We start from the raw sequence: 26,432 nt of genomic DNA on the forward strand, positions 1-26,432 counted from the left end.
TATGAAAGAACAATTCACCACCACGGTGAGAGTCACTGGCAAGGGCGAGGCCAAAGCGCGCGCCTTTGCCGATGCCCTGAACCACGTTCAGGCGGCGGTGATGAAAGCGTCGCCGCATATCTTACTGCGTATTGAGCCACAGGATGTGCAGGTTGTTCAAGCGCGTGAATCGGTGCGCAAAGAGGCGTTTCTGTTCCTCTTTTTACGCCGGGAAAGACGCACCTTCAGCGTGGAGCTGGACGTGACCGTCAACGTGACTGCCATCAATCTCGACAAGGTGGATTTCGTTACGCAACGCTGATTCTTTATTAAAAGGCATAATTATGTTCCTGATAATATTAATAAAATCGCTCATCATCGGTGGCCTGGTTGGCGTCGGTGTCGGCGCTGGGGCTGCACGCATGTTTCATGCGCCTACCACTCAAGGGATGGGCGCGTTTCGTACTCTGGGAGAACTGAATTCCTGCGAAGGGGATCCGGCTTCTCACTTCTCGTTCGGCCTGGGCTTCTTCTTTAACGCCTGGGCTTCCTCCGTTGCGGCAGGGGCGTTCACGCAGGACGTCGACCATCGCATCATCCCCAACTGGGGCGCCGCCGCGCTGATGATTAAAAATCGCAACGTCGGTGAAACGCTGCACGATCCTAAGCGCATGGCGATTGCCTGTGGCGTTATCGGGATGATTGTCGTGACCTTCCTGAACCTCACGGCGTCATCGGTACCGGAAGCGTTGCAAGTTACCGCCGTCAAGGTGCTGGTGCCTGCGGCTAACCTGCTGGTTAACACCGTGATGCCGGTGATTTTCTGGCTGGCGGCGATTGATGCCGGTAAGAAATCCGGTTTCTGGGCCACCGTCTTTGGCGGTGCGGCGCAGCTGATCATGGGCAACGCCGTCCCGGGGCTGGTCCTCGGTATTCTGATCGGTAAAGGCGTTGAAGAGAGCGGCTGGAACCACGTCACAAAAGTGATGATGGTGGCTATCGTCGCGCTGTTTGTCCTGAGCGGCTTCTTCCGCGGCTTCGACATGAAGATGATCGAATCCTTCCATCTGACCGTGCCTAACTGGCTCGAACTTATCCACAACTCGCTCAGCGGCAAATAACGGAGGCCATCATGGAACAGAATAAAGGTTTTTGGTTCGCTGACTGGTCGTTCCCGATCTTCGTTGGCCTGCTCTCATCCGGCGTGTTTGCCGGAACGCACATGTACTACCTGTACGGTATTGGCGCATTTAACGAAGTGGCTTTTGTGGCGATGCTGAAGGCGGGAATGGACACCGGCTCCTACGGGGCGGTGGCGGCATTTGGCGCAAGTTTCCTGTTTGCCCGCATCATTGAAGGTTCGCTGGTAGGGATTTTGGACATTGGCGGGGCGATTCAGACCGGGGTCGGGTTAGGTGTTCCGGCGCTGTTATTGGGCGCGGGCATTATCTTCCCGGTCGCCAATTTCGCAGCTTCGCTGGTTACCGGTCTGGTGATTGGCCTGGCGATTGGCTACATCATCATTCTGGCGCGTAAGTTCACCATCAACCAGAGCGACTCAACCTACGGTGCGGACGTCATGATGGGGGCTGGTAACGCCTCCGGCCGCTTCCTCGGACCGTTGATTATCCTCAGCGCGATGACGGCTTCTATTCCTATCGGAATCGGTTCTCTGGTGGGTGCGCTGCTGTTTTACCTGTGGCAAAAACCGATTACCGGCGGGGCGATCCTCGGGGCAATGATCCTCGGTTCCCTCTTCCCGATTGCCATTAGCTAACTGTTGATTTGCAGGCCGGATAAGGCGGTTGCGCCGCCATCCGGCAAAGGAGAGAGCGATGTTTGATTTACTCCTGCGCCGTGCGCGCCTCGTTGACGATACGCTGAGCGATATTGCGCTCAAAGACGGCAAAATCGCGGCGTTGGGCGACGTTGATGGCCCGGCGCTGAAAACTATCGAGCTGGGCGGTGAGTGCTACGTCAGCGCAGGCTGGATTGATTCTCACGTTCACTGCTACCCGAAATCCCCGATTTACCACGACCAGCCGGACAGCGTCGGTATTGCTACCGGCGTGACCACGGTGGTGGATGCGGGCAGTACCGGGGCGGATGACATCGACGATTTTTACACCCTGACCCGGGAAGCGGCCACCGAAGTGTATGCGCTGCTGAACATCTCCCGCGTTGGGCTTATCGCCCAGAACGAGCTGGCTAACATGGCCAATATTGACGCCGATGCGGTGCGCCAGGCGGTGAAGCGCTACCCTGATTTTATCGTCGGCCTGAAGGCGCGCATGAGCAGCAGCGTAGTCGGTGAAAACGGCATCACGCCGCTGGAGCGTGCCAAAGCGATGCAAGCGCAGAACGGCAACCTGCCGCTGATGGTGCATATCGGCAACAACCCGCCGAATCTCGATGATATCGCTGAACGCCTGAGCACAGGCGACATCATTACCCACTGCTACAACGGTAAGCCGAATCGCATTCTGACGCCGCAAGGCGAGCTACGGGCGTCAGTGACCCGGGCGATTTCACGTGGCGTGCGTCTGGACGTTGGGCATGGCACTGCCAGCCTGAGCTTTGCGGTGGCAAAACGCGCGATCGGCCTGGGCATTTTGCCGCACACCATCAGCTCCGATATTTATTGCCGCAACCGTATCAGCGGCCCGGTACATTCCCTGGCGAATGTGATGTCGAAATTTCTCGCTATTGGGATGTCGCTTCCGCAGGTCATTGAGTGCGTTACCGCCAATGCCGCCGATGGTCTGCGCCTGAAACACAAGGGGCGACTGCAGGTCGGTCTGGATGCCGATTTAACCCTCTTTACGCTTAAGCGCCAGCCAACCGTGCTGGTAGATGCAGAAAACGACAGCCTGCAGGCTGAGCAACTGCTGGTGCCGCTTGCCGCAATACGTGCGGGCAAGGGCTATATGACCGAACAAGGGAGCGCGGAACATGCCTTCGATTTTTGAGAAATACAATCTAAAACAGGTGATTAACACATCAGGCCGCATGACGGCGCTCGGCGTTTCCACGCCGCGACCAGAGGTGGTTGAGGCTGCAATGGCCGGGATGAATCAATACTTTGAGATGAAAGACCTGGTGAATAAAACCGGTGACTACATCGCGAAATTGCTGGAAGTGGAAGGGGCAACCGTCGTCTCCTGCGCCTCGGCCGGAATCGCCCTGTCGGTGGCTGGCGTGCTGGTTAAAGACAGCGACTGGCTGCTGGAGAATCTGCACGTTGCGCCCATTGAGAACAACGAAATCGTGTTGCCCAGAGGTCACAACGTCAACTTTGGCGCGCCGGTGGGCACCATGGTGGCGCTTGGCGGCGGCAAGTTAGTGGAGGCAGGTTATGCCAACGAATGTTCCGCGGCGCAGCTGGCAGCAGCTATTACGCCACGTACGGCGGCCATTCTGTATATCAAATCTCACCACTGCGTACAGAAAAGTATGCTTAGCGTGGAGCAGGCTGCGGTGGTTGCGCGTACGCATAATCTGCCGCTGATCGTGGATGCGGCGGCGGAAGAGGATTTGCAGTGCTACTACCGGGTTGGTGCGGATCTGGTGATTTATAGCGGCGCGAAGGCGATTGAAGGACCCACCAGCGGTCTGGTGATAGGTAAAACCCAGTACGTTGAGTGGGTGAAACGCCAGACGGCGGGAATTGGCAGGGCGATGAAGGTGGGCAAAGAGGGGATTCTTGGCTTGACCTGCGCCATTGAACTGTATCTGAACGCGCAGAAAGAAAGCGGTGCGGAGATGGTCGAGAAAATGACGCCGTTCATTAACGCGTTAAACCAGCTTCACGGCGTGAGCGCCCGCGTGGTGTGGGACAGCGCAGGGCGTGACATAGCGCGCACGGAAATTAAATTTGACGAAGCGGTAACCGGGATCGCCACCGGCGAACTGGTTGATGCGCTGAAGCAGGGGGAATACGCGATTTACTTCCGTGGTTACAAAGCCAACGAAGGCATTATCGAAGCCGACGTGCGCAGCGTCGATCGCGCGCAGCTGGAGATTGTGGCCCGTCGAATTGGCGAAGTGATTTCGCAGGAGAAAAACGCATGAAACTGACCCCTAACTTTTATCGCGACCGCGTCTGCCTGAACGTGCTGGCCGGCTCCAAAGAAAATGCCCGGGATATTTACGCGGCGGCGGAAGGACACGTTCTGGTTGGCGTGTTGTCAAAAAATTACCCTGATGTCGCAAGTGCGGTAGCGGATATGCGTGAATACGCGGCCCTTATCGACAATGCGCTCTCCGTGGGGCTGGGGGCGGGCGATCCAAACCAGTCGGCGATGGTCAGTGAAATCTCCCGTCAGGTGCAGCCCCAGCATGTTAATCAGGTCTTTACCGGCGTGGCGACCAGTCGCGCGCTGCTGGGCCAGCAGGAGACAGTGGTCAACGGTCTGGTCTCGCCAACCGGCACCTCGGGCAGGGTGAAAATCTCCACCGGTCCGCTAAGCAGCCAGACGCCAGACGGCATTGTACCGATAGAAACCGCGATTGCGTTGCTCAAAGACATGGGCGGTAGCTCAATTAAATACTTCCCGATGGGCGGCCTGCAATGCCGTGACGAGTACATCGCGGTTGCGCAGGCCTGTGCCCGTCATGACTTCTGGCTGGAGCCAACCGGCGGGATCGATTTGGATAATTTCTCTGAAATCCTGCAGATCGCCCTCGATGCCGGAGTGAGCAAAATCATTCCTCACATCTATAGTTCGATTATTGATAAGGTGAGTGGTAACACCCGCCCGGACGACGTACGCCAACTGATGGCGATGACCCGGGCCTGCGTAGGCTAACTGAAAGATGAGGAAACTGACGTGCGATTCCCCAACCAACGTTTAGCGCAGCTGTTTGGCATGCTGCAAAACGAAGCGCTTCCACAGGACGAGCTGGCGCAGCGGTTGTCGGTTTCCACACGCACCGTACGGGCGGATATCACCGCGCTTAACGCGCTGCTCACCCAGTACGGCGCGCAGTTTGTCCTCAGCCGTGGGAACGGTTATCAACTCAAGATTGACGATCCGGCAAGCTATCACACCCTGCAAACGCAGCGGCCCGACGCGTTGCTGCGCATCCCACGCACCAGCCAGGAACGGGTATACTGGCTGGTGGTTCGTTTTCTGACGTCGGCCTTTTCGCTGAAGCTTGAAGATTTGGCTGATGAATGGTTTATCAGCCGTGCGACGTTGCAAAACGATATGGCTGAGGTGCGCGAGCATCTGCAACGTTATCATCTGACGCTGGAAACGCGTCCCCGTCACGGCATGAAGCTGTTCGGCAGCGAGATGGCGATTCGCGCCTGTTTGACCGATCTGCTATGGACGCTGGCGCAGCAGGATCCACAGCATCCGTTAGTGACGCAAGAGGCGCTGAATGCCGGGATCCCTGAACAGCTTCAACCCGTTCTGCAGGACATTTTCGCCCGTTTTCATATTCGCCTGACCGATGAGGGCGAGCTGTTTTTACGCTTGTACTGCGCGGTGGCAGTCCGGCGGATTAGCGAAGGTTATCCCCTCCCGGAGTTTGCCGCAGAAGAAGCCGAGCAATCGGTGTGCCTGGCCACGCGAGAAATCACAACGGTACTGCACCGGCTGGCGGACAAACCGCTTTCCGTTTCTGAAGAAAACTGGCTGCAGGTGCATATCGCCGCCCGCCAGGTACAAGAGATCGCCCCCAGCGCCATTAATGCGGATGATGACGAAGCGCTGGTCAATTACATCCTGCGGTTTATCAACAGCCAGTACAACTACAACCTGTTGAATGACAAACAGTTGCATGCTGACCTGCTGACGCATATTAAGACGATGATCACCCGGGTGCGTTACCAGATAATGATCCCTAATCCGCTGCTGGAAAATATTAAACAGCACTACCCCATGGCGTGGGACATGACGCTGGCCGCCGTCTCGGGATGGGGAAAATATACGCCGTACACCATCAGTGAAAATGAGATTGGCTTCCTCGTGCTGCATATTGGTGTTGGGCTGGAACGTAGTTACAACATTGGTTACCAGAGGCAGCCGAAGGTTCTGCTGGTATGCGATGCCGGAAATGCGATGGCGCGGATGATTGAAGCGGTGCTGGCGCGTAAGTATCCGCAGATAGAGATCGTCGATACCGTAACGCTGCGCGACTACGAACAGCGGGAAAGCATTAGCGAAGATTTTGTCATCTCTACCGCGCGGGTGGGTGAAAAAGATAAGCCTGTGGTGATGATTGCGCCGTTCCCTACCGATTATCAACTGGAACAAATTGGCAAACTGGTGCTGGTCGACAGAACCCGTCCATGGATGCTGAACAAATTCTTCGATGCCGCCCATTTTCGTGTGATCGATGAGCCAATGGATCAACAAACATTGTTCAACGTCTTATGTCGCCAGTTGCAGGATGAAGGTTTTGTCGATGCGGAGTTTCTTGATTCGGTGGTTGAGCGTGAGGCTATCGTCAGCACTATGCTGGGTGACAGCATTGCCCTGCCGCACGCCCTCGGCCTGCTGGCAAAGAAAACGGTGGTCTACACCATCCTCGCCCCGCAGGGTATCGCCTGGGGCGATGAAACCGCGCACGTGATCTTCTTGCTCGCCATCAGCAAAAGCGAATACGAAGAGGCGATGGCCATTTACGATATTTTCGTCACCTTCCTGCGCGAACGTGCGATGACGCGGCTCTGCGCATGCCGGAATTTCACCGAGTTCAAAACGGTCGCCATGGAGTGCGTGAGCCGTTTTTAAAGACGCTGCAATTACCTTGCAGCGTAGTCTCCTGCAGTCGTTACCCTTAATTTCAAGGGCATAACATCACGCCACAACAGTCGTTAGCTGCCCAGGAAAGCTAATCTGGATCACGCCGCCCCACATGCAGATCAACTGCGACTGAGCGGTGAGAGCGGGCATATTTCCCACCAATACTGTGGGTGATCCCGGCATCCAGGGGGCTGGTGTGGCGGGGATGCACGGCATTGGCGTCAGCACGCCGAGCGCTGCGGCGGTTGCGGCTGCAACGGTCGGGTTGGCGAGGCTGTTGCACATGCCGAACGGCAAAATGTTCACCAACGGTTTGTTATCCATAATATTCGCCATCGGCATGTTACCGACGATTGTTCGGCTGGTGGGCAGCACGTTCAACGTACCTGGCGCGATGCCAAAGGAACACTGAAGCAATGCGCCGGTACAAACTCCGGGACAACTCATGGTAGTACCCCCAATTGCCGCCACAGTCGGCGAGCGGATTCGTCGCTGGTGATCAGCTCATTGAGTAGTTCCGGCAGTGGCGTGTGCCCCCAGGCATAGGCGCGATACAGTAAATAGGGTACCGGGCTATGCGGTTCGGTGCGCGCCAGGTAGTCTGCGGCCTGTTTAATCATCAGATATGCCTCCTCCCGATGGGCAAATGTGGCGTTATAGCTGAGTGTTGGGGAGCTTTCCTCGCTGACAGATTGCGGCTGCACCGGCAATACGCTGCCTCCTAACGCCTGCAGGCCGGTTTTGATCTTTTGTTCCAGTGCATTAAATGAAGGTGCAGATGCTGCAGGCCAGTTCTGACAGACGGCATTGAGACGTGTGAGCCACGCCATGCTGGATGTCAGGGATTTTATGGTGGACTCGTCTGCGCCTGGCAGCGGAACATCAGAAAATTTTCCCTGCTGCCACTGGGTCAGTGAGACGGTTTCCCCATGAGCGATAAACAGCGGGGCTTCAGCGACCAGAGTGGCGTAGTGTTGCGCCATCCAACTGAGCGGTGCGGCGCGATAGTCATAGTCACCTTCTTTAATTTGGGGATGCAATTCCTCGGGATAATGCTCCAGCGCCAGAGTCACTAATGCCAGCGCATCGGGCAGGGCCGCTAAGCCGCGAGCTCTCATCCATGCTTCGCCCAACCAGCTCATAATGACCAGGTCTTTGCTGAGCGTTTTCGTCAGCACGGTGGCGATTTTGGCGACTTCATCCCAGTCGGCACGGCGCGGCGTACTTTGCCAGACGCCGGTGGGCAGCGTTTCGTCATCCTGCTGGCGGGCGGCGACCAACTGGTCGAATTCTGGTGAATAACGGATAGAGTCCCCGCACGGATTATCCGCCTGAATGGGGGCCAGTAATGCCTGAATATGTTCCATCATTTTCCTCCTGATAATCCCTGCTCGGTGAGCGGTATCCATGGTAGCGGCGCTTTGTTTTGGACATCTAACAATGTGACCTGCCAAAATACCGTCGACTGCAATGGCTTCTGACCATCGCCTACGGGGAGCGAAAAGCGCAGCGGCAGCGGTTGCGTCAACGCGCCACCGACGCGCTGTTGTTCAATCATCCTGAGCAGCGACCACGCTCCCTGCCAGCGCCAACGCCCAGTATCGCCGCTTACCGTTACGCCTGTCTGTGACAGGCCTGGCATTGGACGCCAGGCGGAATTGGTTGCCCAGCGCAGACTAAAGTTCAGACTATCGCCGCTGCGCCAGTGCAGGTCAGTTGAGCCGTCGGGGTAGCTGATCGATTGTTGATTGCCGACGAGTCGCCAGTCGGCAATCTGATCCGCGCCAGCCTCATGGTTGCGTGAGGTGCGCCAGATAACCCGTAACGTCACGCCTTCAGGGCTGACCAACGCCGAAAGTAGCGGTTGTGCTGCTGCCAGTTGCTGAATCAGTGGCGGCTGTTCGGATAACGTTTCGGCGGGGAGTTGCGTGAGCAAAACGGTCAGTTCGCGCACCCGATCGACATCAGCATCCGGCGCGTTTGGCACGGCGGTAAAGGGGAAGCGCCCTGCAAGCCAGGTGTTGTACAGATTGAAGATCTTCTGTACCGCGCCGATGCTGGCCTGTTGGCGTAATTGCTGACATTTTTGCAATGATGCGTTTACCAGCGCGTTGAGCGATTGACCGTAAAAATCGTTACTGCCCGCGCTGCGAAACTGCGCCAATTCACTCTGGCAGTTCTGTGCGGAGAGCGTCGGCAGCGCGGCGGCAAGGGTCGCCATCTGCATCGGCGGACTGCCAGGATCCTGTTGTTGCAGTCGTTGCATGGCCGCCAGTGAACTACTCCAGCGAACGATAAGCTGGTTATCCATTGCCGTTAGCCATGGGCGCTGCTTGTCGAGCCAGTCAATATCCTGCTGATAGCGGACCAGGACGCCAGAGATTTGCTCTGCTTGTGCGCTAGCCCACCCGGCAATTTTCTGCCCGCTAGCCTGAGCCTGTTCTGTGGTAGCGTAATTGACCGCCGGAGGGTTAATCGACGGAAGTAACGCGCCGCCGTCCTGACGTACCCGGCTAATCACCTGGGCTGCGGTTTGTTGGCGCAATGCTATAGCAAGCTGAGGACGATTGAGCTGGTTGAAAGCCTCAATGATCTGATCCGCGCTGGCGGTGCTGACATTGCTGTTGTCTGGGGTTCCGGCTGTCCCTGCGTATAGCGCCTGACGGATGGCGTTTTCCACCGCCTGTCGCGCCAGCATGGTGATTTTGGGTCGCCAGATGCTGTCTGGAAGCTGCTGTGTAAAGCGCTCAAATCCGCCATACAGCGCCTGCGCCTGCTGGAGTTGCAGATTGCCGGGATAACCGACAGGGTCCCCGGTGGGCTGACTTGCTCCCTGCTGCCAGAAGGGCTGGTTAAGTAAATCACGCAAGCTTTTTTGTAATGCCAGAAGATCCGGCGATACGCTGAATTGCCCTTCCGCGGATTGCTCGGTTAGTGAGGAGAAGTGCAGCCTGGAGCCATCAACCTGCGCCAGAAAGCGTTGGCGAAGTAGGGTTTCGTGGCGAAGCAGCTCCTGAACCACGCCGTTGTCGATAAGCCTAAGGGTCCGTGCCTGCGTGAGCAGCTCATCCAGTGGCAGTCTGATTGGCGAATTTGTTGCGTCACGACTCAGGTTATTGATGGTTGTCAGCGTTGCCTGTAAGCGGCTGACCTGGCGGATAAGCGAGCGGACGAACAACGGGGTAACCCCGGAGCCGTTGCCAAATAGCGCCAGCAGTTGTTCGAGTTGCTCTTCGTTGTTATCCAGGCTGGTATTGCCATAGTTTTGCTCCAGCCAGCGCATGGTTTCGTGAGAAAAAAGTACGCTGTTGCGCTGAGTCAACTCGCTGGCGTCGGGTAATTTCAGTCGCGAGAGATTGAGCGTGGCAAACATTTCGTTGAGCTTTTCCTGTGAGGGCAAAGAGTCGGTGTCAACGGTCACGCCCCAAACGCTGGCGCTGACGTTTGCCAACGTCTGCACAGTAGGTTGCTTCATCTGCATCAATTGCAGCAACGGCAAATAGCGCGACTCCATTTGTTTTGCCTGAGTGAGCAAGTGCTGAATTTGCCGGTAACGCTCTTCGGGTAGCAGATCGTCCTGCTCAAAGCCCCTTTCATGTTGATTTTGCAGGCAGATACTGTTGGTGGCGGGCACCAGCAGGCTAACCAGGGTAACGTTGCTAAACGTCTCGCGCAATTTTGTATCGGTACGGCTGAACAGCGAGCCGGGCCAGACGATGGAACGAAACTGCCACTGTGGAATGCCGTTGAGAACCCGCCAGTACAGCGTGGTGGAACGCTCACCCGTGATATCGGCTCGGGCGGCTGTGGCGAGGACCTGCAGACGATCGTGCAATAGTACGGCGTTGGTGTGCTGGTATCGCCAGCTCCAGGTCATGGCGGCAAGCCAGAGAACGCAAAGGCAGCTATAGCAGGCGAGGGTTATGAAATGGCGGCGCAGGTTCAGGCGCAGCAGGCGGCGAACCGGAAGCGCGAGACCGCGCTCAGCGGTAATTTTCCCGCTCAGCAGCGACTGACAAAACTGCATCTGCGGTTTGCCCTCCGCCATCGTTCGTGCAACAAACCAGATCCCGCGCAGCTGCGGCGGCTCATCGCGGGCATGACTGTTAAACAGGCCGTCAAAAGCGTCATGCAACGGTGCGGCAAGCGGCGGGAAGTTTTCTGGCAGGCGGAATAATTGCTCCGGCGTGTTGCCTCGCAGCGCGCCAAGCTCGGTTATGGACATCCGCAGCGAAGTTCGGGTATTGTCCAGGGCATTGTCGATCCACTGCGGTTTCCAGATGGCTTCTCTGGCGACCGGAATCGTGCTGCCAACAGGACTGCGGCGAGCATCCTCTGGCAATAGCTCCAGTAAAGAGGTGGTGCCTTCCAGTGATTCCATGCCGCTGATGATCAGGTAAATTGGCAGACTCAGTCCGCACACCTGCTGCAACTGCTGACAGTTATGCAACAAGCTGGCGCGGACGGTATCATCGTCGTACAGCGTCTCTAATGAAAGGGTGATAATCAGTGCGTCCAGCGGTCGCTGTGGGCGGCTTTTCACCAGTGCAGACAGCGTCTTCTGCCAGTCGTTCTGGCGAATTAGCCGCTTTTTGCCAACGGTTTGTAGCGTTTTCGGCAGGCACAGAAGGCTGCACTGAGGATTAAACCACCATTGCCCGAACCAGTATTCCTGGCCGTCGGTGAGTGACCAACTGCGGCAAAGCAGACGATTATCCTCTTCATCGCCAAGCATCAGGATTCGCATACTGTCGTAAGGATCCTGGCCTGTGCAGGCTCGCTGGATCTCCTTTTGCGCACGGTTGAACGTATCGTTTCGGTATTCCCACTGCCACCAGACGCACCAGAGAGTAATCGCCAATAGCACCAGCATAATAATCAGTAGCGTAAGCCAGGGTTGCGTCACTTATCATCTCCCTGGCAAGACTGGGTTACCGGAAAATCTGGCAGCGTATTTACGCCAATGGCATCTTCAATACTCAGCCACAATCGCTGACTCAGCAGCAATAGCGCCAACAGTATGACGAGGGCGATAAGATGCAGGCGCGAATTGTCTGGCAGGCGGCGATGCGCCGGAAGCTGTAAAGGGGTGCCCAGCGCGGTCGATTCCATACGTTCGGCTATATCGCTGAGCTGAGCGTCACGCTGAAAGGCAAAATGCCACAGCAGGCGGCAGGTTTCCTGATGATTCTGCAGATTAAAATCGCTACGTCGGGAACCAAACCCCAGCGTCAGGCAGCGCAAATACAGCGCGGCTAAATCTCGTTTACCTGGGCTACGTTCATTGAGCAGGGCAGCGATCTTGCGGGGGATCTGATCCCCTGCGCTATGGGTTTGCCACAGATGATACTCCAGCGGGCAGGACTGCCACAGGGAGAGCGCGGGCCAGTCGCCGTAGAGTACGGACTCATCAATCAGCGCGACCAGGGCATAAACGGCAGCGTCAATCTGCTGCTGAAAGGGCGAACCCAGTTCGCGGGTCAGACGTCGGTTGTACTCTTCTACCACCTGACTGGCATATACAACGGCCTGATTATGCAGCTCATCTGGCGGTAGCGGAGTGCTTTTCCAGCGTTCGAACTGCGCCAGCCAGCGGGTGTAAATCTCATCAAACAGATGGCTGGCAGGCATATCAGGATGCGCGGGCGTCATGGCTTACCTCCTGACGGTAGAGCATGATCTGCTGCGGCATATCCTCTGTTTCATGCAATGGGGCAATAACCAGCGGCGTCCCTTTTTCGAACCACTGGAGGGTAAGGGTTAGGGTAAACAGGGCCACATTGCCGTCGATTTCCCAGTCACTGCGCTGCTCTGCAGCCAGCGGAGAGAACGTCATTCCATGCATCCGCTGACGACGCAGGACGGGTACAAAGGGATGGCTGGTGATAAGGCTCATTTGTAACCATTTTTCTGCTTTGGCGGCGTTGCCTCCGGGCATCAGCAGACCTATCACCACCTGCTCTCCGGCGTGGAGATCCGGCGGAAGTTGCAGTGAAAAAGCGTTATCCAGTTTGCTGAAATTTAGCCGCTGATAGCGGCGATGAATATGTGCCAACTGGTTTTTCAGTACGGTGAAAAGAGATGCAAATGCGGGCATCATGTTCTGATAATCAAAAGCTGGCAGCAGGGGCAGCGTTTTATCCTGAGTCAGTATTGCCGTTTGCCCGATAAAGAGACTCAGCGCGCGGTAAAGATCCTGTGGGTGCGGCCGCCCGCTGCTAATCAAGCTTTCCACCAGCGGCAATGCGCCCTGGATACTCTGCAGCGACAGCGTAAGCCATAGCCAGTCGTTGGTACGCTGCCCGTGTTGCGCCAACTGCATTTCCCGGCTCAGAAACAGAATTTTTTCTCTTGCCTGTAGACAGAGTTGTCGGGTGTGGCGCGCCAGGTAACTCTCTTCGTTGACGGTAGGAGAGGGGGGAAACCACTCGCTCTGACGAAATCCGCCTTCGCTATACACAACCTGCAGCAGCGGCAGACAGACGAAATCGGCGCGATCGTGCTGGCAAACCAGACGCGGTTCGGGCTGCCATTGCGAAATGCTCTCGGGAAATTCACCGCTACTCAGGTCAGGCAGCGGGGGGCTGTTGACTGATCGACAGCGGCTATTCATCAACTGCCACTGTCCGGCACGGTTTAGCGGCGGCAGCGCCAGCCAGAGGATATGCTCACTGTCCGGCGCGGCAGGCAGCAAACGGGCGCAGTCAAACTCCAGTGATAAATCGTCGCTAATGTCATAATTGACCGGCGTGCCGTCGGGCATAATTGCTTCCAGGCGCAAAATACGTAGCGTTCCTGCACACAGCGCCGCTTCGTCAATCTGTAGCCGGTTGACGCCCCAAAACCACGGATTAGCGCACCCGGTGAGCGCTGCGCAAAGCGTTTCATTGCGCAATGCCTGCAACTGGAAATGTTGAGGTAGCATTGCCATCCCTTCATACCAGCAAACCATTGCCGGAATTGTGCTCATAGTACTTTCCTTGTTCAGGGGGCCAGGACTGCTTCATCCGTCATTAGCAGCAGATGCAATGAATCTGCTTTATCCAGTCTTAAGCGGTGTTCTCCTGCGCTGCTGTAGCGGGCAAACAGCAGAATTGCTTCTGCCTTAACGCCCTGCAGAGGGGAGCTTTTGGTCACAAAACGCGAATTCGGCACCAGCTCCAGCGACCAAACGTGCAGCCCGTCAGGGCTATCGCGCAGCAGTTGTGATTTGGCGTTAAACCATTGTGTTGCACTAAGCGTTTGTACGGTTGGCAGCAACGCGTTATCGGCAACCGCGACAATATCCACTGCGACTGGCGTGTTATCGTTTGCATCTGCTACGGTTTCAATGACCACATCATTAAATGCCACACGGTTTTGCCACAATGAACAGCCGCTACTCAGTAAAATTAAAATACTGAATAATATTATGCTGGCTGGATGGCGTAGGCCGTTTGTCATATAAAATCCTTTTATATCTTCCTTAAGAAGGTAATTAATAGCAACGGTTCTGTTTTTGACTTAAATCATTATTGGACGAATCTGAAGTAATAAAATTCGTTAACATTTAAATATTCATGTGATTTATATTTCCCGCGCAAAGTATTATTTTTAATTAACTTTTCATGTAACTTGTTGATTTTTATTGGTTGATTTTAAGTTAATTGATTTTTATCAAATGTTTTATTTTTGTGTAAAAAACAAAAAATTAAGTTGATATTTATTTTTTGTTATGTTTTTTATATTGCAGGTAGTTATTCATGAATATCACTTTTCGAATAATGGTGCGGCAAATATCGTACCAGGGATACTATTGCAATAAAAAAGGATTAAATATGGCCGAGAGCATACAGCATAAACTCAACCGTATTAGGCCGCCGCGCGTACAAATAACGTATGATGTGGAAACGGGTGGGGCGATTGAGAAAAAAGAACTTCCCTTGGTTGTTGGTATTCTGGCTGATTTATCCGGGCATCCAGCATCCCCACCCGCTAAATTACGTGAGCGCCGGTTCGTCGAAATCGATCGTGATAATTTCGATGATGTGCTTTCCTCCATCTCACCTCGTCTGGCGGTTCAGGTAGAAAATCGTCTGGCTAATGATGGCAGCAAATTGAACGTTGAGCTGCGCTTTAACGAGTTCGACGACTTTTCGCCGCTCAATATTATCAATCAGGTTAAACCCCTCCAGCGTCTTTTCCTCGCCCGCCAACGCTTGCGCGACCTCCTCACCAAACTGGATGGTAACGACGATTTGGATGCGTTGTTACAGCAGGTGGTAAACGATAACGCAGAACTTCAGGCGTTAAGACCTGCTGCTGAAGAAAAACCAGCTGAAAACGCGTAACGGAAAAGGAGAAGAGCAATGGAGAATGTGCAAGAACAAACTGAAACGGGTGGACAGACCGTTACGCTGAGCGTACTGGACCGCATTATTCAGGAAGGACGGATGGCTCGTGATGAGCTGCAACAAACCTATGCGCGGGACATGCTGGAAGAGCTGGCGACGCAAATCCTCGATGAAGGAATGGCGATCGGAAGCGACACTGTGGCGATGATCAACCACCGTATTGCGCAGATCGATGAGCTTATCAGCACCCAGTTGAATGAGGTGTTGCATCATCCGGATACCCAGAAGCTGGAGTCTTCCTGGCGCGGGTTGCATCAGTTTGTAATGAACACTGAAACCAGTACGCGATTGAAGTTACGACTGCTGAATGTCTCGCGCAAAGAGTTGCAGGACGATCTGGAAAAAGCGGTTGAGTTCGATCAGAGCACGCTGTTCAAAAAGCTGTACGAAGATGAGTACGGCACCTTTGGCGGTATCCCTTACAGCGTGCTGGTGGGGGATTTTGAGTTTGGCCGTCATCCGCAGGACGTGGCGCTACTGGAGAAAATATCTCAGGTTGCGGCGGCCGCTCATGCGCCGTTTATTGCCGCTGCCAGCCCGCGCTTGTTTGATATGGGATCGTTCGCTGAGCTGAGCGTGCCACGCGATCTGGCGAAGATCTTCGAAAGCACCGAGATGATCAAATGGCGAGCATTCCGTGAAAGCGACGACTCGCGCTATGTCTCGCTGGTGCTGCCGCACGTTTTACAGCGTCTGCCCTACGGGCCGGATACGGTGCCGGTAGACGGGGTAAACTTTATCGAGGACGTTAACGGCCTGGATGCCAGCAAATACCTGTGGGGGAATGCCGCCTGGGTACTGGCCAATCGCATTACCGAGGCGTTTGCTTTATATGGCTGGTGCGCTGCGATTCGTGGCGCAGAAGGTGGCGGACTGGTGGAAGGTCTCCCGGCGCATACTTTCTCTACGCCATCTGGTGATATCAGTCTGCGCTGTCCGACGGAGGTAGCCATTACCGATCGCCGTGAAAAAGAGTTGAACGATCTTGGGTTCATCGCGCTGTGTCATAAAAAGAATACGAATACCGCCGCGTTTTTTGGCGGGCAAACCACCAACCAGGCAAAAATCTACAACACGCCTGAAGCCAACGCGAATGCGCGGATCTCGGCGATGCTGCCGTACGTCCTTGCCGCCTCCCGCTTTGCGCACTACCTGAAAGTCATTATGCGCGACAAAGTCGGCAGTTTTTTGAGTCGCGAAGATGTTGAGCGATTCCTCAATAACTGGATTGCCAGTTACGTGCTACTCAGCGACACAGCACCGCAGGAAATCAAGGCGCAATATCCGTTGCGCGAAGCACGGATAGACGTACTGGATGTTCCCGGCAAACCTGGTGTCTATCGCGCGGTGGTATTCCTGCGCCCTCATTTCCAACTGGAAGAATTGACCACATCTATCCGCCTGGTGGCGGAATTGCCACCGCCTGTATCGGCTTAATTACATAAGGGAAGATTCTATGGATGCTATTTTTTTAAAGATTGATCCGATCAAAGGTGACAGCAACGTTGATGGATATGTAGACCAAATTGAAATTATGTCCTTCAGCCATAATGTTGCGATGCAGGTTACTAATGATGTGAGTAACACCAACCGTACGTCTGGTCGGGCGCATGTGGGGGAGATGTCACTGACCAAATTTGTCGATATTTCCACTCCTGAACTTAATCTTTACTGTTGTTCCGGGAAAATGATTACGCAGGCTGTTTTAACGCTATGTCGCAATGATGGCGATTCGGTGCTGCCGTTTATTGTCTATACCCTCGACAACGTATTGATTTCACATATCAGCGTCAGCGGCGGCTCGGGCGGTAAACCTGTTGAAACGCTATCCCTAAACTTCAGCAAAATTAAATGGGAATTGAAGGCCCAAAAATTAGAAGGGGCGGAGAAAGGTGCGGCGGCGTCGACCTGGGATATGGCGATGAATAAAAATGGTGGTTGATGATGAAATCATCCATCCCGGTTGCATTGTTCGACAGACTGATGGATGAAGGTGTTACGCCGCGCGAGTCGGTGTGCCGGGAGCTGAGGCGATTGTTCAACTCCCGCGCTCCTGCGGATGATGACGCGTTGCCGCTGCTGCTTGCCTGGGGCGTCCCGGAATGGCATGGACTGAACGCGGGCGATGAACGAGTGCTTAGCTGGTATTGTCGCCGGCTACGCGCAGCCATTTTACGCAACGAGCCGCGGATCCAGGCGCTAACTATCAGTGTGAAGGATGCGCATCATCAGACGCTGGCGCTACGCATTGAAGCGATGCTGTGGAACGATGACGACCCGTTGACGCTGAGTCTGGCGTATCAAAACGGCAGTTGGCAATAACCCGCGAAAGGGGGAGATCAATGGACGATCGATTGCTGGAAAATTATCTGCAGGAATTGCGATGGTTGCGAAAAGCCAGCGGGGAGTTCGCCCATCGGCACCCGCACGTAGCCTCCCGGCTGCGGCTGAGTGAGTTTGACTGCCCGGATCCCCACGTTGAGCGGTTGCTGGAGGGCTTTGCCCTGCAAAGCGCCAGGCTGCATCAGCGTCTTGACGACGGCTTTGGCGAGCTGTGCGAATCGCTACTGGAGCAGCTTTCTCCCCATGCCATACGACCGTTTCCTTCCTCTGCTACCGCCAGTTTTACTGCGGATCCGCTGGCAGGCGATTTGAGTCGGGGTTACGCCCTTCCAGCCGGAACGTCGCTGTACGCCTTATCACAGAGCGGTAAGACGGTCTGGTGGCGTACCGCGCTGGCGCAAACGCTGTGGCCTATTGAGATTGAAGATGTTAGCTGGTGTGATGCGGCCCAGGCCCGGCAGTTAACCGGGCTGATGCGGGCGCGCGGCGCGTTGCGGATTCAGCTACGTTGCCTGCCGCCACATCAGTTTTCAACGTTGGCGGTAACACAGTTGCGCATTCATCTCAGCGGCTCGCCGCAAACCAACGCCACGCTGTTTGATTTGTTGTACGCCCATGTCATCGGGCCGCTGCGCCCACATCCTATTGGCCTGCTGAATGCCGAAAAGATTTTGCCCTGCGAACCGGGCGTAGAGTCCAGCGTGCTGGCGCTCAGTGCCTGGATGAACTGTCCGCAGGCGCTGATGTATTTTGATTTGCCGCTGCCGCCGACGAAGGATGGCGAAGGCATGACCTTGTGCATTCCTTTCGATCGCGCTCCGCCGGGGGCACAGCATATTCACTCGGGTGATATTCGTCTGGGCTGTGTGCCAATCGTTAACCTTTTCACCCGGACCTCTGAGCCGCTGATCGCCGGGCATACCCGCAGCGAGCATCGGCTGGTGGCCGATCATCACGATCACCATGTACAGATCTACCGTGTACAGACGCTGTGGATGAGCCGCCGTGAGGAGGCCTGGCGCGTGCCTGCATATTACTCAGCCCGCAGGCATAGCGAGTCCCGCTGGTTCTGGCATGCGCGGCGCAACCCCCAGCAGGGCAATGCGCTGTGGTTAACCCTGGTGGACAGCCGCTTCGACCCGTTTGCTCCGGACGAAGAGACAAGCCTGACGGCGACGCTCTGGTGCAGTAACGGTAACAAGGCTGCACAGCTTTGTGCGGGAACGCCTCTGACCTTTGAAGTCCCTGGCCCGGTTGCGCAGGTGCATTTATTGGGAACGCCGACCACGCCTTCTGCGCCCGCCTTGCAGCGAGATGCGCGTTGGAAACTGCTTTCTTCGCTGGCGCTCAATCACCTTTCATTGACCGAGGGAGAGAGGGCTCTGGACTCGCTCAAAGAGCTGCTGGCGCTGTATGCCCCTTCCTCTGCGTCACCCGCCGTCTGGCAACAGATAAATGGCATCCGCGAGATGTGTTGCCAGCGGGTTAGCGAGCACCGCGGAGGCGATGCCTGGCGCGGCTGGCATAACGGTATTCGGCTGACGCTGACCCTCGACCCACAGGCATTTACGGGCAACAGTCGGCTGTTGTTTGCGGGGATTGTCGCCCGTTTTCTGGCGCGTAACGCGACCGCTAACTGCTTTGTACGTACGGTGTTGCTGGATGAAGGGGAGGAGCTGTCGCTATGGACAGACGTCGAACAGACCGCGCTGATAGCGTAATGGCGCAACTTAAGGGCGAGCCGTGGCGCTTTTCGCTGGAGCAGTGCCTCAGGATTTTACAGGCGAGCGGCGACACGCCCGAACTGCGGGGCGAGCTGGGGCTGGCGTTTGCGCCTGCGGAACTCGGCGCGCTGAACAACGACGTTCTCCATGTGCGTAGCCTCGGGCCGGGAGGTGCGGATGGCGTACTGCCCTACGGCTGGCTGGAATGGCTGCAGCAGGTGACGCAGGATAAAAACAGCGCACCGCAAGATTTTATCTTTATGTTTCAACAGCGTTTTATTCAGCATCACTCCCGAAGCCTGAGCCTGTATCGGCTGGCTACGCCCTACGCGCGCCGCGAGAATGCGCCGGGGCTGTCGGTGATGCGGGCACTGTGTGGTTTCAGGCTTGATGCTATGGAAAAGCATGAGTCTGCGCAGGTGCAGAGCCTGCTGATGCAATGCGGCAGCCTGACGAATCGCAGGCGTTCTACGGCTGGATTTGTGGCGCTGGTCGAGGCCGTACTGAACGTCACCGTGCATGTCGAAGAGTTTGTCGGCCGCTGGCAGCCTTTGCCGCAGGCATCCATAAGCCGGACGGGGTGTCGGCTGGGGCGCAACAGCGTCGCCGGGCGACGGATCTGGAATCAGCATGCGGCGCTGCGGGTGCACCTGCATGCTGAAAGCCCCACCCGGTGGCGGGCGTTTTTATCCGATGGGCAAGCCTTTCTTCAGCTCAGCAAACTGGGGCAAATCTGGTTTGGCCCAGGGATAACGCTGCAACTGATGATGCGCGGGACGCTAAATCTTGACCACTGCCTGAGCCGCGATACGCCGCCGCGTTTGGGCTATACCGCTCAACTGGCAGGGCGTAAACCCGCCGTGTTTCACTGCCAACAGCAACTTGAGGAGAACAACGCATGGACTTAAAAGCGCTGGTACAACGACTGAATCCGGTTTGCTTTCGTGCGCTGGAGCAGGCCGCCGAACGCAGCCGGGCGCAGGGACACTGGTTTGTTGAGCCGGAGCATCTGCTGCTGGCATTACTCGATGATGAACACTGTGATCTCGCGTATTGCCTGAGCGGCGCGGCGATTTCCGTCGACACGCTGCGCGAAGAGATCCATAGCGCCCAGGCGCAGTTTAAATCGGGCTGCACGCGGATGCCGGTGTTTTCCGTGCAACTGGTGGAACTGCTGGAAGGGGCGGTTTTGTTGGCGGCTTTCCAGCGCCTGTTGAAGGTCCGTTCTGCGTTGTTGCTGCAAGCCTTACTCACCCGAGAACGTCTGCGCGCCCAGCTAGCGCAGGGAATGCCGCTGCTGTTGCAGCTTCCGGCGGGGGTGATGGAAAGCCAGTGGCAGAGCTGGTGTCGTGGCTCCGTTGAAGAATTAAGCGACACGCATACGGGAGAAAACCCGGAGCGTGAAGGCGGCGTGCTGGATCAATACACCCACGATCTGACCCGTGATGCGCGGGAAGGGCTGATCGATCCGATCATCGGGCGCGACGCGGAGATCCGCCAGTGTATCGACATCCTGCTGCGCCGCAGGCAAAACAACCCGATTCTGGTTGGCGCGCCGGGGGTGGGCAAAACCGCCGTCGCTGAAGGGCTGGCGCGACGCATTGCCGAAGGAAGTGTGCCGCCGCCGCTGCGCGATGTCGCTCTGCTGTCGCTGGATCTCGGCCTGTTGCAGGCGGGCGCGGGCGTGAAAGGTGAATTTGAACAGCGGCTGAAAGGGGTGATTGACGCGGTAAAAAAATCCCCGCAACCGATCATTTTATTTATCGACGAAGCCCACACGCTGATTGGCGCGGGCGGCGCCGAGGGCGGCAGCGACGCCGCCAACCTGCTGAAACCGGCGCTGGCGCGTGGGGAACTGCGCACCATCGCCGCGACCACCTGGCAGGAGTACAAAAAATATTTCGAAAAGGATCCGGCGCTGGACCGGCGTTTTCAGCGTATCCAGATCGAGGAACCGGACGAGAACAGCGCGGTGGTGATGCTGCGGGCGGTGGCCGACAAGCTCGAGGCACACCACGGCGTGCAGATCCTCGATACCGCCATCCGCGAGGCGGTGCGTCTGTCGCAGCGCTATATCTCCGGGCGCCAACTGCCGGACAAAGCCATCAGCGTGCTCGACACCGCCTGTGCAAGAGTGGCGCTGGCGCAGCATGACGTGCCGCCCCTGCTTGAGGAGATCCGTCAGCAGCAGGCGGCCATCGAAGAAGAGAGTGAACGCCTCAACCGCGAGTTGCTGGTGGGCGTCGATCATCACGACAGGCTGTGCGAGCTGGAAGCACAGGCAGAGAAATTACGCTTGCAGGCGAGAGAAGTGGAAGGGCGCTGGCAGGATGAGCGTCAGCGGGTCGGCGAACTACTGGCGACGCGTCAGCGGATGCTGGATCTCAGCGGGCGGCTGGACGATGACGAGGAACTGGAGCAAGAGCTGGTGGAGTGCGCGGCGCTGATTGGCAAGCTGGAAACCGCCGCCGCCCAGCTGCGTGACGAGGTGCCGCTGGTGCCGGATTGTGTCGATCCCGCCACGGTGGCGGCGGTGATCGGCGGCTGGACGGGCATTCCGCTTGGGCAGATGCTCACCGACGAAGCCCACGCCCTGCGTACGCTGGTTGAACGGATGAGTGCTCGGGTAATGGGTCAGCAGGCGGCGCTGGAGACCATCGCCCAACGTCTGCGCGCCTATCGCAGTGGTCTGACCGACCCGCAAAAACCGGTCGGCGTGTTTCTGCTGGTGGGACCAACCGGCGTGGGCAAAACCGAAACCGCGTATGCGCTGGCCGACGCCCTGTACGGCGGTGAACGCAATCTGATCACTATTAATCTTTCTGAGTACCAGGAGGCGCACACCGTCAGCCAGTTGAAAGGCGCGCCGCCGGGCTACGTGGGCTACGGCAGCGGTGGGGCGTTAACCGAAGCCGTGCGCCGCCGCCCCTATTCGGTGGTGCTGCTCGATGAAATCGAAAAGGCGCACCCGGACGTGCTGGAGGCGTTCTATAACGTCTTCGACAAAGGCGTAATGGAGGACGGCACCGGGTTGATTGTCGATTTCAAAAATACGGTGATGCTGGCGACCAGCAACGTCGGCGCGGAATTAATTCTCGACACGCCTGCGGGGGAATTAAACAGCGAGCGGTTCAACGAGGCGCTGCGCGAGGAACTATTAACCCATTTCCGCCCGGCGTTTTTAGCAAGGATGACCACGGTGGCGTATCGCACACTGGATGAGGAGATATTGAAGGGAATTGTGCTGGCGAAGCTGGAGAATTTAGCACAGAGATATTTAGTGGCGACGGGAGAGAGGTTGAATATGGAGGATGGGCTGGTAGAAAGGGTGATGGAGAAGTGTAAGGGAGTCGGGGCCAGGGATGTTGAGAATCTGGTGGTTGGGGAAGTGATGGGGAATTAATGAATTATTGAGGAAGAGAATATGTGGTGTCCTGTATTTAAGTTTTCTGCAGAGTATAAAGTTATTGAAAGTGAGCTTGTTGAATTAATAGCCAGCAAAAGGCGATTGGAAAAACAAATTGCTGAAATAAAAATGATTGGCCGCAAGAGTGCTAAAGAGCGGAAAGGAATATATTCGCCACATAATTCTACTCATAGGGGTTGTTATACGATAGGTCTAAACCTTTTTCTTTACCGAGTTTATGTTCAAAAAAATATTCTTTTTAATATATCCAGTAGGGATGTCGATTTTTCAATTAGCAAAATTTACCGATATAAAGACAATCCACATATCTACCATAGGGCTCGCTGTGTTTCTGGTATAGCGGGACGAACGCGCATAAGTACAAAGATAGATGCTTTAAAATCGTATATCTCATTTGATTCACCGGAATTTACTTCTGGGGAGGCAGGTTATACGTATGTAAAATCTGTTTTTTATTGTGTGCCAAAGTCTGCGTTTAGTTCTTTCAGACATACTGGTCAGAATAGCGTCATGGGAGAGAGTGCGAATGATCACATGAATAAAAAATACGTAGGTATTCATGTTGGTTATGAGTGGTGTCACTTACAGGCCCATAGTCATGGTGGCGAACAGAGTATATCAAATTTAGTTGCAGGTACAAGAAATGCCAATTCCTTGCAGATTGCAGTCGAAGATGCTTTGTTATCACTTGGCGGAGTGTTTAATCTTACAGTGAATATTATCTGCTCCGTTATTCGTGAAACACATATTGGTGTAAATTGCAGATATAGTATTTTTAGTGGTAACGGATTGCTATTGGTAGTAAATGTAAATATGCAAACCCCTAATGATATTGGATTGCAGGTCGGGCATGAAAAAGCCTTTGCAAGTGAAGTAAGGAGAAGAGTCATCGAAATGTGTAGTTAATTTTTCGTGTTTTATTATTTCTGTGCAGTCTATCTTTTTTGAGTGAGTAAGGAATTTCCCATGCCCGATACCGCTATTATAGAATTCACTAATCCGACGCTAACCGATCTCACGGCTGTGACTGTACAAACTGATTCCCGACCGATCGTGTTGGCGACTAAGTTGGAAGAAGACGCTGAACTTAACCGAATCGCTGATGAACGCGAAGGCGGAAAGCGGATAAAGATATCCTTAGATGAGCTGTAATCAGGCTATTTTGACGCGGTTTTGCCGGGTGGCGGCTTCGCCTTACCCGATCTACAAACCACTTCACTTCAGCATATGCGCGAGCTGTAGGCCCGCGTAAGCGTAGCGCCACCGGGCATTACGTACTCTACAAATATAAAAGGAATTTCCCATGTCAGATTCCACCATCATCAAACTCACCGCCCCGGCGCTAACCGGTCTTACCGCCGCCACCGCGTACAACGAATCACAGCTTAACGGCCTGACCACCGCCACCATCGCAGGAACCACCTCCGCGCCGCTAACCCTCGATGCCGCGCTGGCGACCCATCTGACCGCCACCATCAACAACGCCGACTACGACGGGCTGATTGCCGAAGCGCACCAGCTTCCGGCGACCAGCAACGCCGATCGCTACCAGTTTGTGCTGCGTCCGTGGCTGTGGTGGCTGACGCTTGCCAGTAACAACCGTGTGTTTCAGAACCTCAGCGTTCAGGAGATCGTCGAAAAGGTGTTTAAAGACGCCGGGTTTACCGACTACAAATTTCAACTGAAAAGCAAACCGGCGAAGCGTGAATACTGCCTGCAATATAACGAGAGCGACTTTAATTTTGTCTCGCGGCTGCTGGAGCAGGAGGGAATTTTCTGGTTCTTTACCCACGCAGCAGGCAAGCACACGCTGGTGCTGGCGGATGATAACAGCGCCTTCCCGCCGATTACTGGCGATAAAAAGGTCAAGTATCAGGCCGCAGCAAGCGGCGCACGTGAAACCGGGGCGATTCGTTCAGCACAGCTGCGTCTGCAGGCCACCGCGCAGGGCTTCCAGAGCAGCGACTATAACTACGAGCAGCCAAAAGCCGCGCTGTTTGCACAGGCCGGGGAGAAGAAGGGCGGGATGCAGTATCAGCATCCGGGGCGTTTTAGCGTTAAAGCCGAAGGCGACGCGCTGGCGGCGTGGAAGGTTAATGCCCTGAAGGCGCAGGCCAAACAGCTGGTCGGTGAAAGCGACCGCGCGGCGCTGATGGCCGGGCACTGGTTCACCTTAACCGAGCACGACGACAAGGCGCTAAACATCGACTGGCTAATCACCGCCGTCAGCCACGAGTACGACGGTGAACATTATCGCAACCGCTTTACCGCCATTCCAAAAGCCACGCTATACCGCCCGCAGAGCAGCACGCCAGTACCGTTTATGCATACCCAGACGGCGACGGTGGTTGGCAAGTCGGGAGAAGAGATCTGGACCGATAAGCTTGGTCGGGTGAAGGTGCAGTTCCCGTGGGACAGAGAGGGTAAAAACGACGAAACCAGCTCCTGCTGGCTGCGGGTCGCCACCGCCTGGAGCGGCAACGGTTTTGGCGCGCAGTTTATCCCGCGCATCGGTCAGGAAGTGGTGGTGAGCTTTATCGACGGCGACCCGGATAAACCGCTCATTACCGGCTGTGTGTATAACGGCGCGAATGCGTTGCCGTACGCGCTGCCAGCGAATCAAACCCAGTCCGGGATAAAAACCCACAGTGAAAAAGGTTTTAACGAACTGCGCTTCGACGACAAAAAAGACGCCGAACTGCTGGCGATGCAGGCGCAGAAAGACTTCCAGCTCACCGTGCTCAACGACAGCAAAACCACCATTAGCCACGATGAAATCCACAGCGTCAAAAATGACTGCACGCGTACCGTTGAAGAGGGCAGCGAAACCGTCAACCTGAAAAAGGGCAACCGGACGGTGAAAATTGAAAAAGGCAGCGACACGCTGGAGGTAAAAGAGAAGCGCAGCGTCACGGTGAAGGGCGATCAGGAACACGCCATCGACGGCAACCAGACGCATAAGGTAAAGGGCAACTACACGCTGAACGTCGACGGCAACCTGACGATTAAGGTCAGCGGTACGCTAACCCTGGAGAGCGGCAAAACGTTGGACATCAAGAGCGGGGCGGGTCTTAACGCCAGCGCATCGGGCAGTATGAAGCTGGATGCCACCAACATCGCCAGTGAAGCGAAAGCCTCGCTGACTCAAAAGGCCGCGACGATAACCCACGAAGCGAAGGCCACGCTCACCAGCAAAGCCAGCGCCACTCAGACTGTGGATGGCGGCGGGATGCTGATGATTAAGGGCGGGATGGTGAAGATCAACTGATGAGCGATACGCTGGAGTATCGGCAGGATAGCACCCTGCTGCGGGCAAATTTCGCAAACGACCAGCTTAACGGTGAAACGCGAATTGAAGAAAACGGACGCCTGCTGGCGGTTCTGCGTTACCAGCAGGGTGCGCTGAACGGGATGATGGAGCGCTGGCATCCTAACGGCCAGCTTGCCATGCAGCAGGCGTATCGTGAGGGCAAGCCGGACGGTATTGCCCGCTACTTCACTGAAGACGGAGGATTGCTGCGAGAAGAGCAGTGGCTTAACGGTCAACTGCACGGCGAATGCCGCAGCTTTTATCCTTTCGGGCAGTTGCAGCTACGTGAACAGTGGCAGCAAGGGCTGCGCCACGCTCTCAGCGAACAGTTTTACCCGGACGGCACGCTTGCCCAGCGTTTATCTTATGAAAAGGGGATAATGAAAGGTGAGGCGCAACGCTGGTTGCCGGATGGGCGCGCCATTGATGCCACGGGAAAAGCACAGTCGCGAATGAGCAAATGGACGGAGAGGCTGTGAAAAAGCCTCTCCAGATCGCGTG

24 protein-coding genes are annotated in these 26,432 nt (G+C 55.6%); 18 read left to right on the plus strand and 6 right to left on the minus strand.

The window, feature by feature from the left end; all coding sequences use genetic code 11:
• Position 1 precedes the first annotated feature (1 nt).
• The 7 genes from OGV80_RS00865 to OGV80_RS00895 are packed head-to-tail and all read left to right on the plus strand — an operon-like array spanning position 2 to position 6,722.
• Positions 2-301 carry a DUF4312 family protein gene (locus OGV80_RS00865; RefSeq protein ID WP_016151468.1) on the plus strand — a complete coding sequence of 100 codons (300 nt, stop codon included), beginning with the start codon at positions 2-4 and terminating at the stop codon, positions 299-301.
• Between the two features lie 22 nt (positions 302-323).
• A complete protein-coding gene (locus OGV80_RS00870) occupies positions 324-1,100 on the plus strand; it encodes a DUF4311 domain-containing protein (RefSeq protein WP_043018215.1) in 777 nt (258 codons plus the stop codon).
• Between the two features lie 11 nt (positions 1,101-1,111).
• Positions 1,112-1,756 carry a DUF4310 family protein gene (locus tag OGV80_RS00875; RefSeq protein WP_043018216.1) on the plus strand — a complete coding sequence of 215 codons (645 nt, stop codon included), beginning with the start codon at positions 1,112-1,114 and terminating at the stop codon, positions 1,754-1,756.
• A 58-nt stretch (positions 1,757-1,814) separates the two neighbouring features.
• Positions 1,815-2,948, plus strand: a complete 1,134-nt coding sequence (locus OGV80_RS00880) for an amidohydrolase/deacetylase family metallohydrolase (RefSeq protein ID WP_100193876.1) — start codon at positions 1,815-1,817, stop codon at positions 2,946-2,948.
• Positions 2,932-4,050 (plus strand): DgaE family pyridoxal phosphate-dependent ammonia lyase, encoded by a 1,119-nt coding sequence (locus OGV80_RS00885; protein WP_080625806.1) that lies wholly within the window; start codon positions 2,932-2,934, stop codon positions 4,048-4,050. Before OGV80_RS00880 ends, OGV80_RS00885 begins: the two co-directional genes overlap by 17 nt.
• A complete protein-coding gene (gene dagF, locus OGV80_RS00890; RefSeq protein ID WP_286513245.1) occupies positions 4,047-4,787 on the plus strand; it encodes a 2-dehydro-3-deoxy-phosphogluconate aldolase in 741 nt (246 codons plus the stop codon). The genes OGV80_RS00885 and dagF overlap by 4 nt, the downstream gene beginning before the upstream one ends.
• 21 nt (positions 4,788-4,808) lie before the next feature.
• Complete coding sequence (locus tag OGV80_RS00895) at positions 4,809-6,722, plus strand: BglG family transcription antiterminator (protein WP_087052259.1); 1,914 nt, start codon at positions 4,809-4,811, stop codon at positions 6,720-6,722.
• 66 nt (positions 6,723-6,788) lie between these two features.
• On the opposite strand, the gene OGV80_RS00900 is transcribed toward OGV80_RS00895, so the two are convergent.
• From OGV80_RS00900 to OGV80_RS00925, 6 genes are read right to left on the minus strand one after another with little or no spacing between them, the layout of a single operon-like run.
• The gene (locus tag OGV80_RS00900) at positions 6,789-7,181 is read right to left on the minus strand and encodes a DUF4280 domain-containing protein (RefSeq protein WP_087052258.1); all 393 of its coding nucleotides are present in this window, start codon (positions 7,179-7,181) and stop codon (positions 6,789-6,791) included.
• On the minus strand, positions 7,178-8,104 hold the full coding sequence (locus OGV80_RS00905) for a type VI secretion system protein TssA (RefSeq protein ID WP_286513249.1): 927 nt from the start codon (positions 8,102-8,104) through the stop codon (positions 7,178-7,180). Before OGV80_RS00905 ends, OGV80_RS00900 begins: the two co-directional genes overlap by 4 nt.
• Complete coding sequence (locus tag OGV80_RS00910; protein ID WP_286513251.1) at positions 8,101-11,640, minus strand: type VI secretion system protein; 3,540 nt, start codon at positions 11,638-11,640, stop codon at positions 8,101-8,103. The genes OGV80_RS00905 and OGV80_RS00910 overlap by 4 nt, the downstream gene beginning before the upstream one ends.
• Positions 11,637-12,386 carry a DotU family type IV/VI secretion system protein gene (locus tag OGV80_RS00915; protein ID WP_087051768.1) on the minus strand — a complete coding sequence of 250 codons (750 nt, stop codon included), beginning with the start codon at positions 12,384-12,386 and terminating at the stop codon, positions 11,637-11,639. Before OGV80_RS00915 ends, OGV80_RS00910 begins: the two co-directional genes overlap by 4 nt.
• Entirely contained in the window at positions 12,367-13,704 is a 1,338-nt protein-coding gene (gene tssK / locus OGV80_RS00920) for a type VI secretion system baseplate subunit TssK (RefSeq protein WP_087051769.1), read from the minus strand. The genes OGV80_RS00915 and tssK overlap by 20 nt, the downstream gene beginning before the upstream one ends.
• Before the next feature lie 14 nt (positions 13,705-13,718).
• Positions 13,719-14,177 carry a hypothetical protein gene (locus OGV80_RS00925; protein WP_043018226.1) on the minus strand — a complete coding sequence of 153 codons (459 nt, stop codon included), beginning with the start codon at positions 14,175-14,177 and terminating at the stop codon, positions 13,719-13,721.
• Between the two features lie 299 nt (positions 14,178-14,476).
• Here OGV80_RS00925 and tssB point away from each other — a divergent pair, with 299 nt between their 5' ends.
• From tssB to OGV80_RS00980, 11 genes are all read left to right on the plus strand, one after another.
• Positions 14,477-15,064 carry a type VI secretion system contractile sheath small subunit gene (gene tssB, locus OGV80_RS00930; protein WP_223306674.1) on the plus strand — a complete coding sequence of 196 codons (588 nt, stop codon included), beginning with the start codon at positions 14,477-14,479 and terminating at the stop codon, positions 15,062-15,064.
• Between the two features lie 18 nt (positions 15,065-15,082).
• Positions 15,083-16,564: a type VI secretion system contractile sheath large subunit gene (gene tssC, locus OGV80_RS00935; protein WP_286513255.1), complete on the plus strand. Its 1,482-nt coding sequence runs from the start codon at positions 15,083-15,085 to the stop codon at positions 16,562-16,564.
• Between the two features lie 19 nt (positions 16,565-16,583).
• Positions 16,584-17,069, plus strand: coding sequence for an Hcp family type VI secretion system effector (locus OGV80_RS00940; protein WP_043018228.1), 486 nt, complete (start codon positions 16,584-16,586; stop codon positions 17,067-17,069).
• On the plus strand, positions 17,069-17,449 hold the full coding sequence (gene tssE / locus OGV80_RS00945; RefSeq protein WP_045447450.1) for a type VI secretion system baseplate subunit TssE: 381 nt from the start codon (positions 17,069-17,071) through the stop codon (positions 17,447-17,449). Before OGV80_RS00940 ends, tssE begins: the two co-directional genes overlap by 1 nt.
• A gap of 20 nt (positions 17,450-17,469) precedes the next feature.
• Positions 17,470-19,191 (plus strand): type VI secretion system baseplate subunit TssF, encoded by a 1,722-nt coding sequence (gene tssF / locus OGV80_RS00950; RefSeq protein ID WP_286513257.1) that lies wholly within the window; start codon positions 17,470-17,472, stop codon positions 19,189-19,191.
• Positions 19,155-20,102: a type VI secretion system baseplate subunit TssG gene (locus OGV80_RS00955; protein ID WP_286513260.1), complete on the plus strand. Its 948-nt coding sequence runs from the start codon at positions 19,155-19,157 to the stop codon at positions 20,100-20,102. The genes tssF and OGV80_RS00955 overlap by 37 nt, the downstream gene beginning before the upstream one ends.
• Positions 20,093-22,597 (plus strand): type VI secretion system ATPase TssH, encoded by a 2,505-nt coding sequence (tssH, locus tag OGV80_RS00960; protein WP_286513262.1) that lies wholly within the window; start codon positions 20,093-20,095, stop codon positions 22,595-22,597. Before OGV80_RS00955 ends, tssH begins: the two co-directional genes overlap by 10 nt.
• Before the next feature lie 21 nt (positions 22,598-22,618).
• Positions 22,619-23,527 (plus strand): hypothetical protein, encoded by a 909-nt coding sequence (locus OGV80_RS00965; protein WP_075145287.1) that lies wholly within the window; start codon positions 22,619-22,621, stop codon positions 23,525-23,527.
• 60 nt (positions 23,528-23,587) lie between these two features.
• Complete coding sequence (locus OGV80_RS00970; protein ID WP_075145286.1) at positions 23,588-23,773, plus strand: hypothetical protein; 186 nt, start codon at positions 23,588-23,590, stop codon at positions 23,771-23,773.
• Between the two features lie 151 nt (positions 23,774-23,924).
• Positions 23,925-25,889 (plus strand): type VI secretion system Vgr family protein, encoded by a 1,965-nt coding sequence (locus tag OGV80_RS00975; protein ID WP_286513267.1) that lies wholly within the window; start codon positions 23,925-23,927, stop codon positions 25,887-25,889.
• Entirely contained in the window at positions 25,889-26,410 is a 522-nt protein-coding gene (locus OGV80_RS00980; protein WP_286513270.1) for a toxin-antitoxin system YwqK family antitoxin, read from the plus strand. Before OGV80_RS00975 ends, OGV80_RS00980 begins: the two co-directional genes overlap by 1 nt.
• Positions 26,411-26,432 lie beyond the last annotated feature (22 nt).

Source organism: Citrobacter sp. Ce119 (genome assembly GCF_030334525.1).
In the GTDB taxonomy this organism is placed as follows: Bacteria; Pseudomonadota; Gammaproteobacteria; order Enterobacterales; family Enterobacteriaceae; genus Citrobacter; species Citrobacter europaeus.

Excerpts from the sequence above, each read along its gene's own strand:
- tssK (WP_087051769.1), bottom strand. The coding sequence starts at position 13,704 with ATGAGCACAATTCCGGCAATGGTTTGCTGGTATGAAGGGATGGCAATG.
- tssF (WP_286513257.1), top strand. The coding sequence starts at position 17,470 with ATGGACGATCGATTGCTGGAAAATTATCTGCAGGAATTGCGATGGTTG.
- OGV80_RS00980 (WP_286513270.1), top strand. The coding sequence starts at position 25,889 with ATGAGCGATACGCTGGAGTATCGGCAGGATAGCACCCTGCTGCGGGCA.
- OGV80_RS00965 (WP_075145287.1), top strand. The coding sequence starts at position 22,619 with ATGTGGTGTCCTGTATTTAAGTTTTCTGCAGAGTATAAAGTTATTGAA.
- dagF (WP_286513245.1), top strand. The coding sequence starts at position 4,047 with ATGAAACTGACCCCTAACTTTTATCGCGACCGCGTCTGCCTGAACGTG.
- tssE (WP_045447450.1), top strand. The coding sequence starts at position 17,069 with ATGATGAAATCATCCATCCCGGTTGCATTGTTCGACAGACTGATGGAT.
- tssC (WP_286513255.1), top strand. The coding sequence starts at position 15,083 with ATGGAGAATGTGCAAGAACAAACTGAAACGGGTGGACAGACCGTTACG.
- OGV80_RS00970 (WP_075145286.1), top strand. The coding sequence starts at position 23,588 with ATGCCCGATACCGCTATTATAGAATTCACTAATCCGACGCTAACCGAT.
- OGV80_RS00900 (WP_087052258.1), bottom strand. The coding sequence starts at position 7,181 with ATGAGTTGTCCCGGAGTTTGTACCGGCGCATTGCTTCAGTGTTCCTTT.
- OGV80_RS00925 (WP_043018226.1), bottom strand. The coding sequence starts at position 14,177 with ATGACAAACGGCCTACGCCATCCAGCCAGCATAATATTATTCAGTATT.
- OGV80_RS00915 (WP_087051768.1), bottom strand. The coding sequence starts at position 12,386 with ATGACGCCCGCGCATCCTGATATGCCTGCCAGCCATCTGTTTGATGAG.
- OGV80_RS00875 (WP_043018216.1), top strand. The coding sequence starts at position 1,112 with ATGGAACAGAATAAAGGTTTTTGGTTCGCTGACTGGTCGTTCCCGATC.
- OGV80_RS00865 (WP_016151468.1), top strand. The coding sequence starts at position 2 with ATGAAAGAACAATTCACCACCACGGTGAGAGTCACTGGCAAGGGCGAG.
- OGV80_RS00870 (WP_043018215.1), top strand. The coding sequence starts at position 324 with ATGTTCCTGATAATATTAATAAAATCGCTCATCATCGGTGGCCTGGTT.
- OGV80_RS00885 (WP_080625806.1), top strand. The coding sequence starts at position 2,932 with ATGCCTTCGATTTTTGAGAAATACAATCTAAAACAGGTGATTAACACA.
- tssH (WP_286513262.1), top strand. The coding sequence starts at position 20,093 with ATGGACTTAAAAGCGCTGGTACAACGACTGAATCCGGTTTGCTTTCGT.
- OGV80_RS00975 (WP_286513267.1), top strand. The coding sequence starts at position 23,925 with ATGTCAGATTCCACCATCATCAAACTCACCGCCCCGGCGCTAACCGGT.
- OGV80_RS00905 (WP_286513249.1), bottom strand. The coding sequence starts at position 8,104 with ATGATGGAACATATTCAGGCATTACTGGCCCCCATTCAGGCGGATAAT.
- OGV80_RS00880 (WP_100193876.1), top strand. The coding sequence starts at position 1,815 with ATGTTTGATTTACTCCTGCGCCGTGCGCGCCTCGTTGACGATACGCTG.
- tssB (WP_223306674.1), top strand. The coding sequence starts at position 14,477 with ATGAATATCACTTTTCGAATAATGGTGCGGCAAATATCGTACCAGGGA.
- OGV80_RS00955 (WP_286513260.1), top strand. The coding sequence starts at position 19,155 with ATGGACAGACGTCGAACAGACCGCGCTGATAGCGTAATGGCGCAACTT.
- OGV80_RS00940 (WP_043018228.1), top strand. The coding sequence starts at position 16,584 with ATGGATGCTATTTTTTTAAAGATTGATCCGATCAAAGGTGACAGCAAC.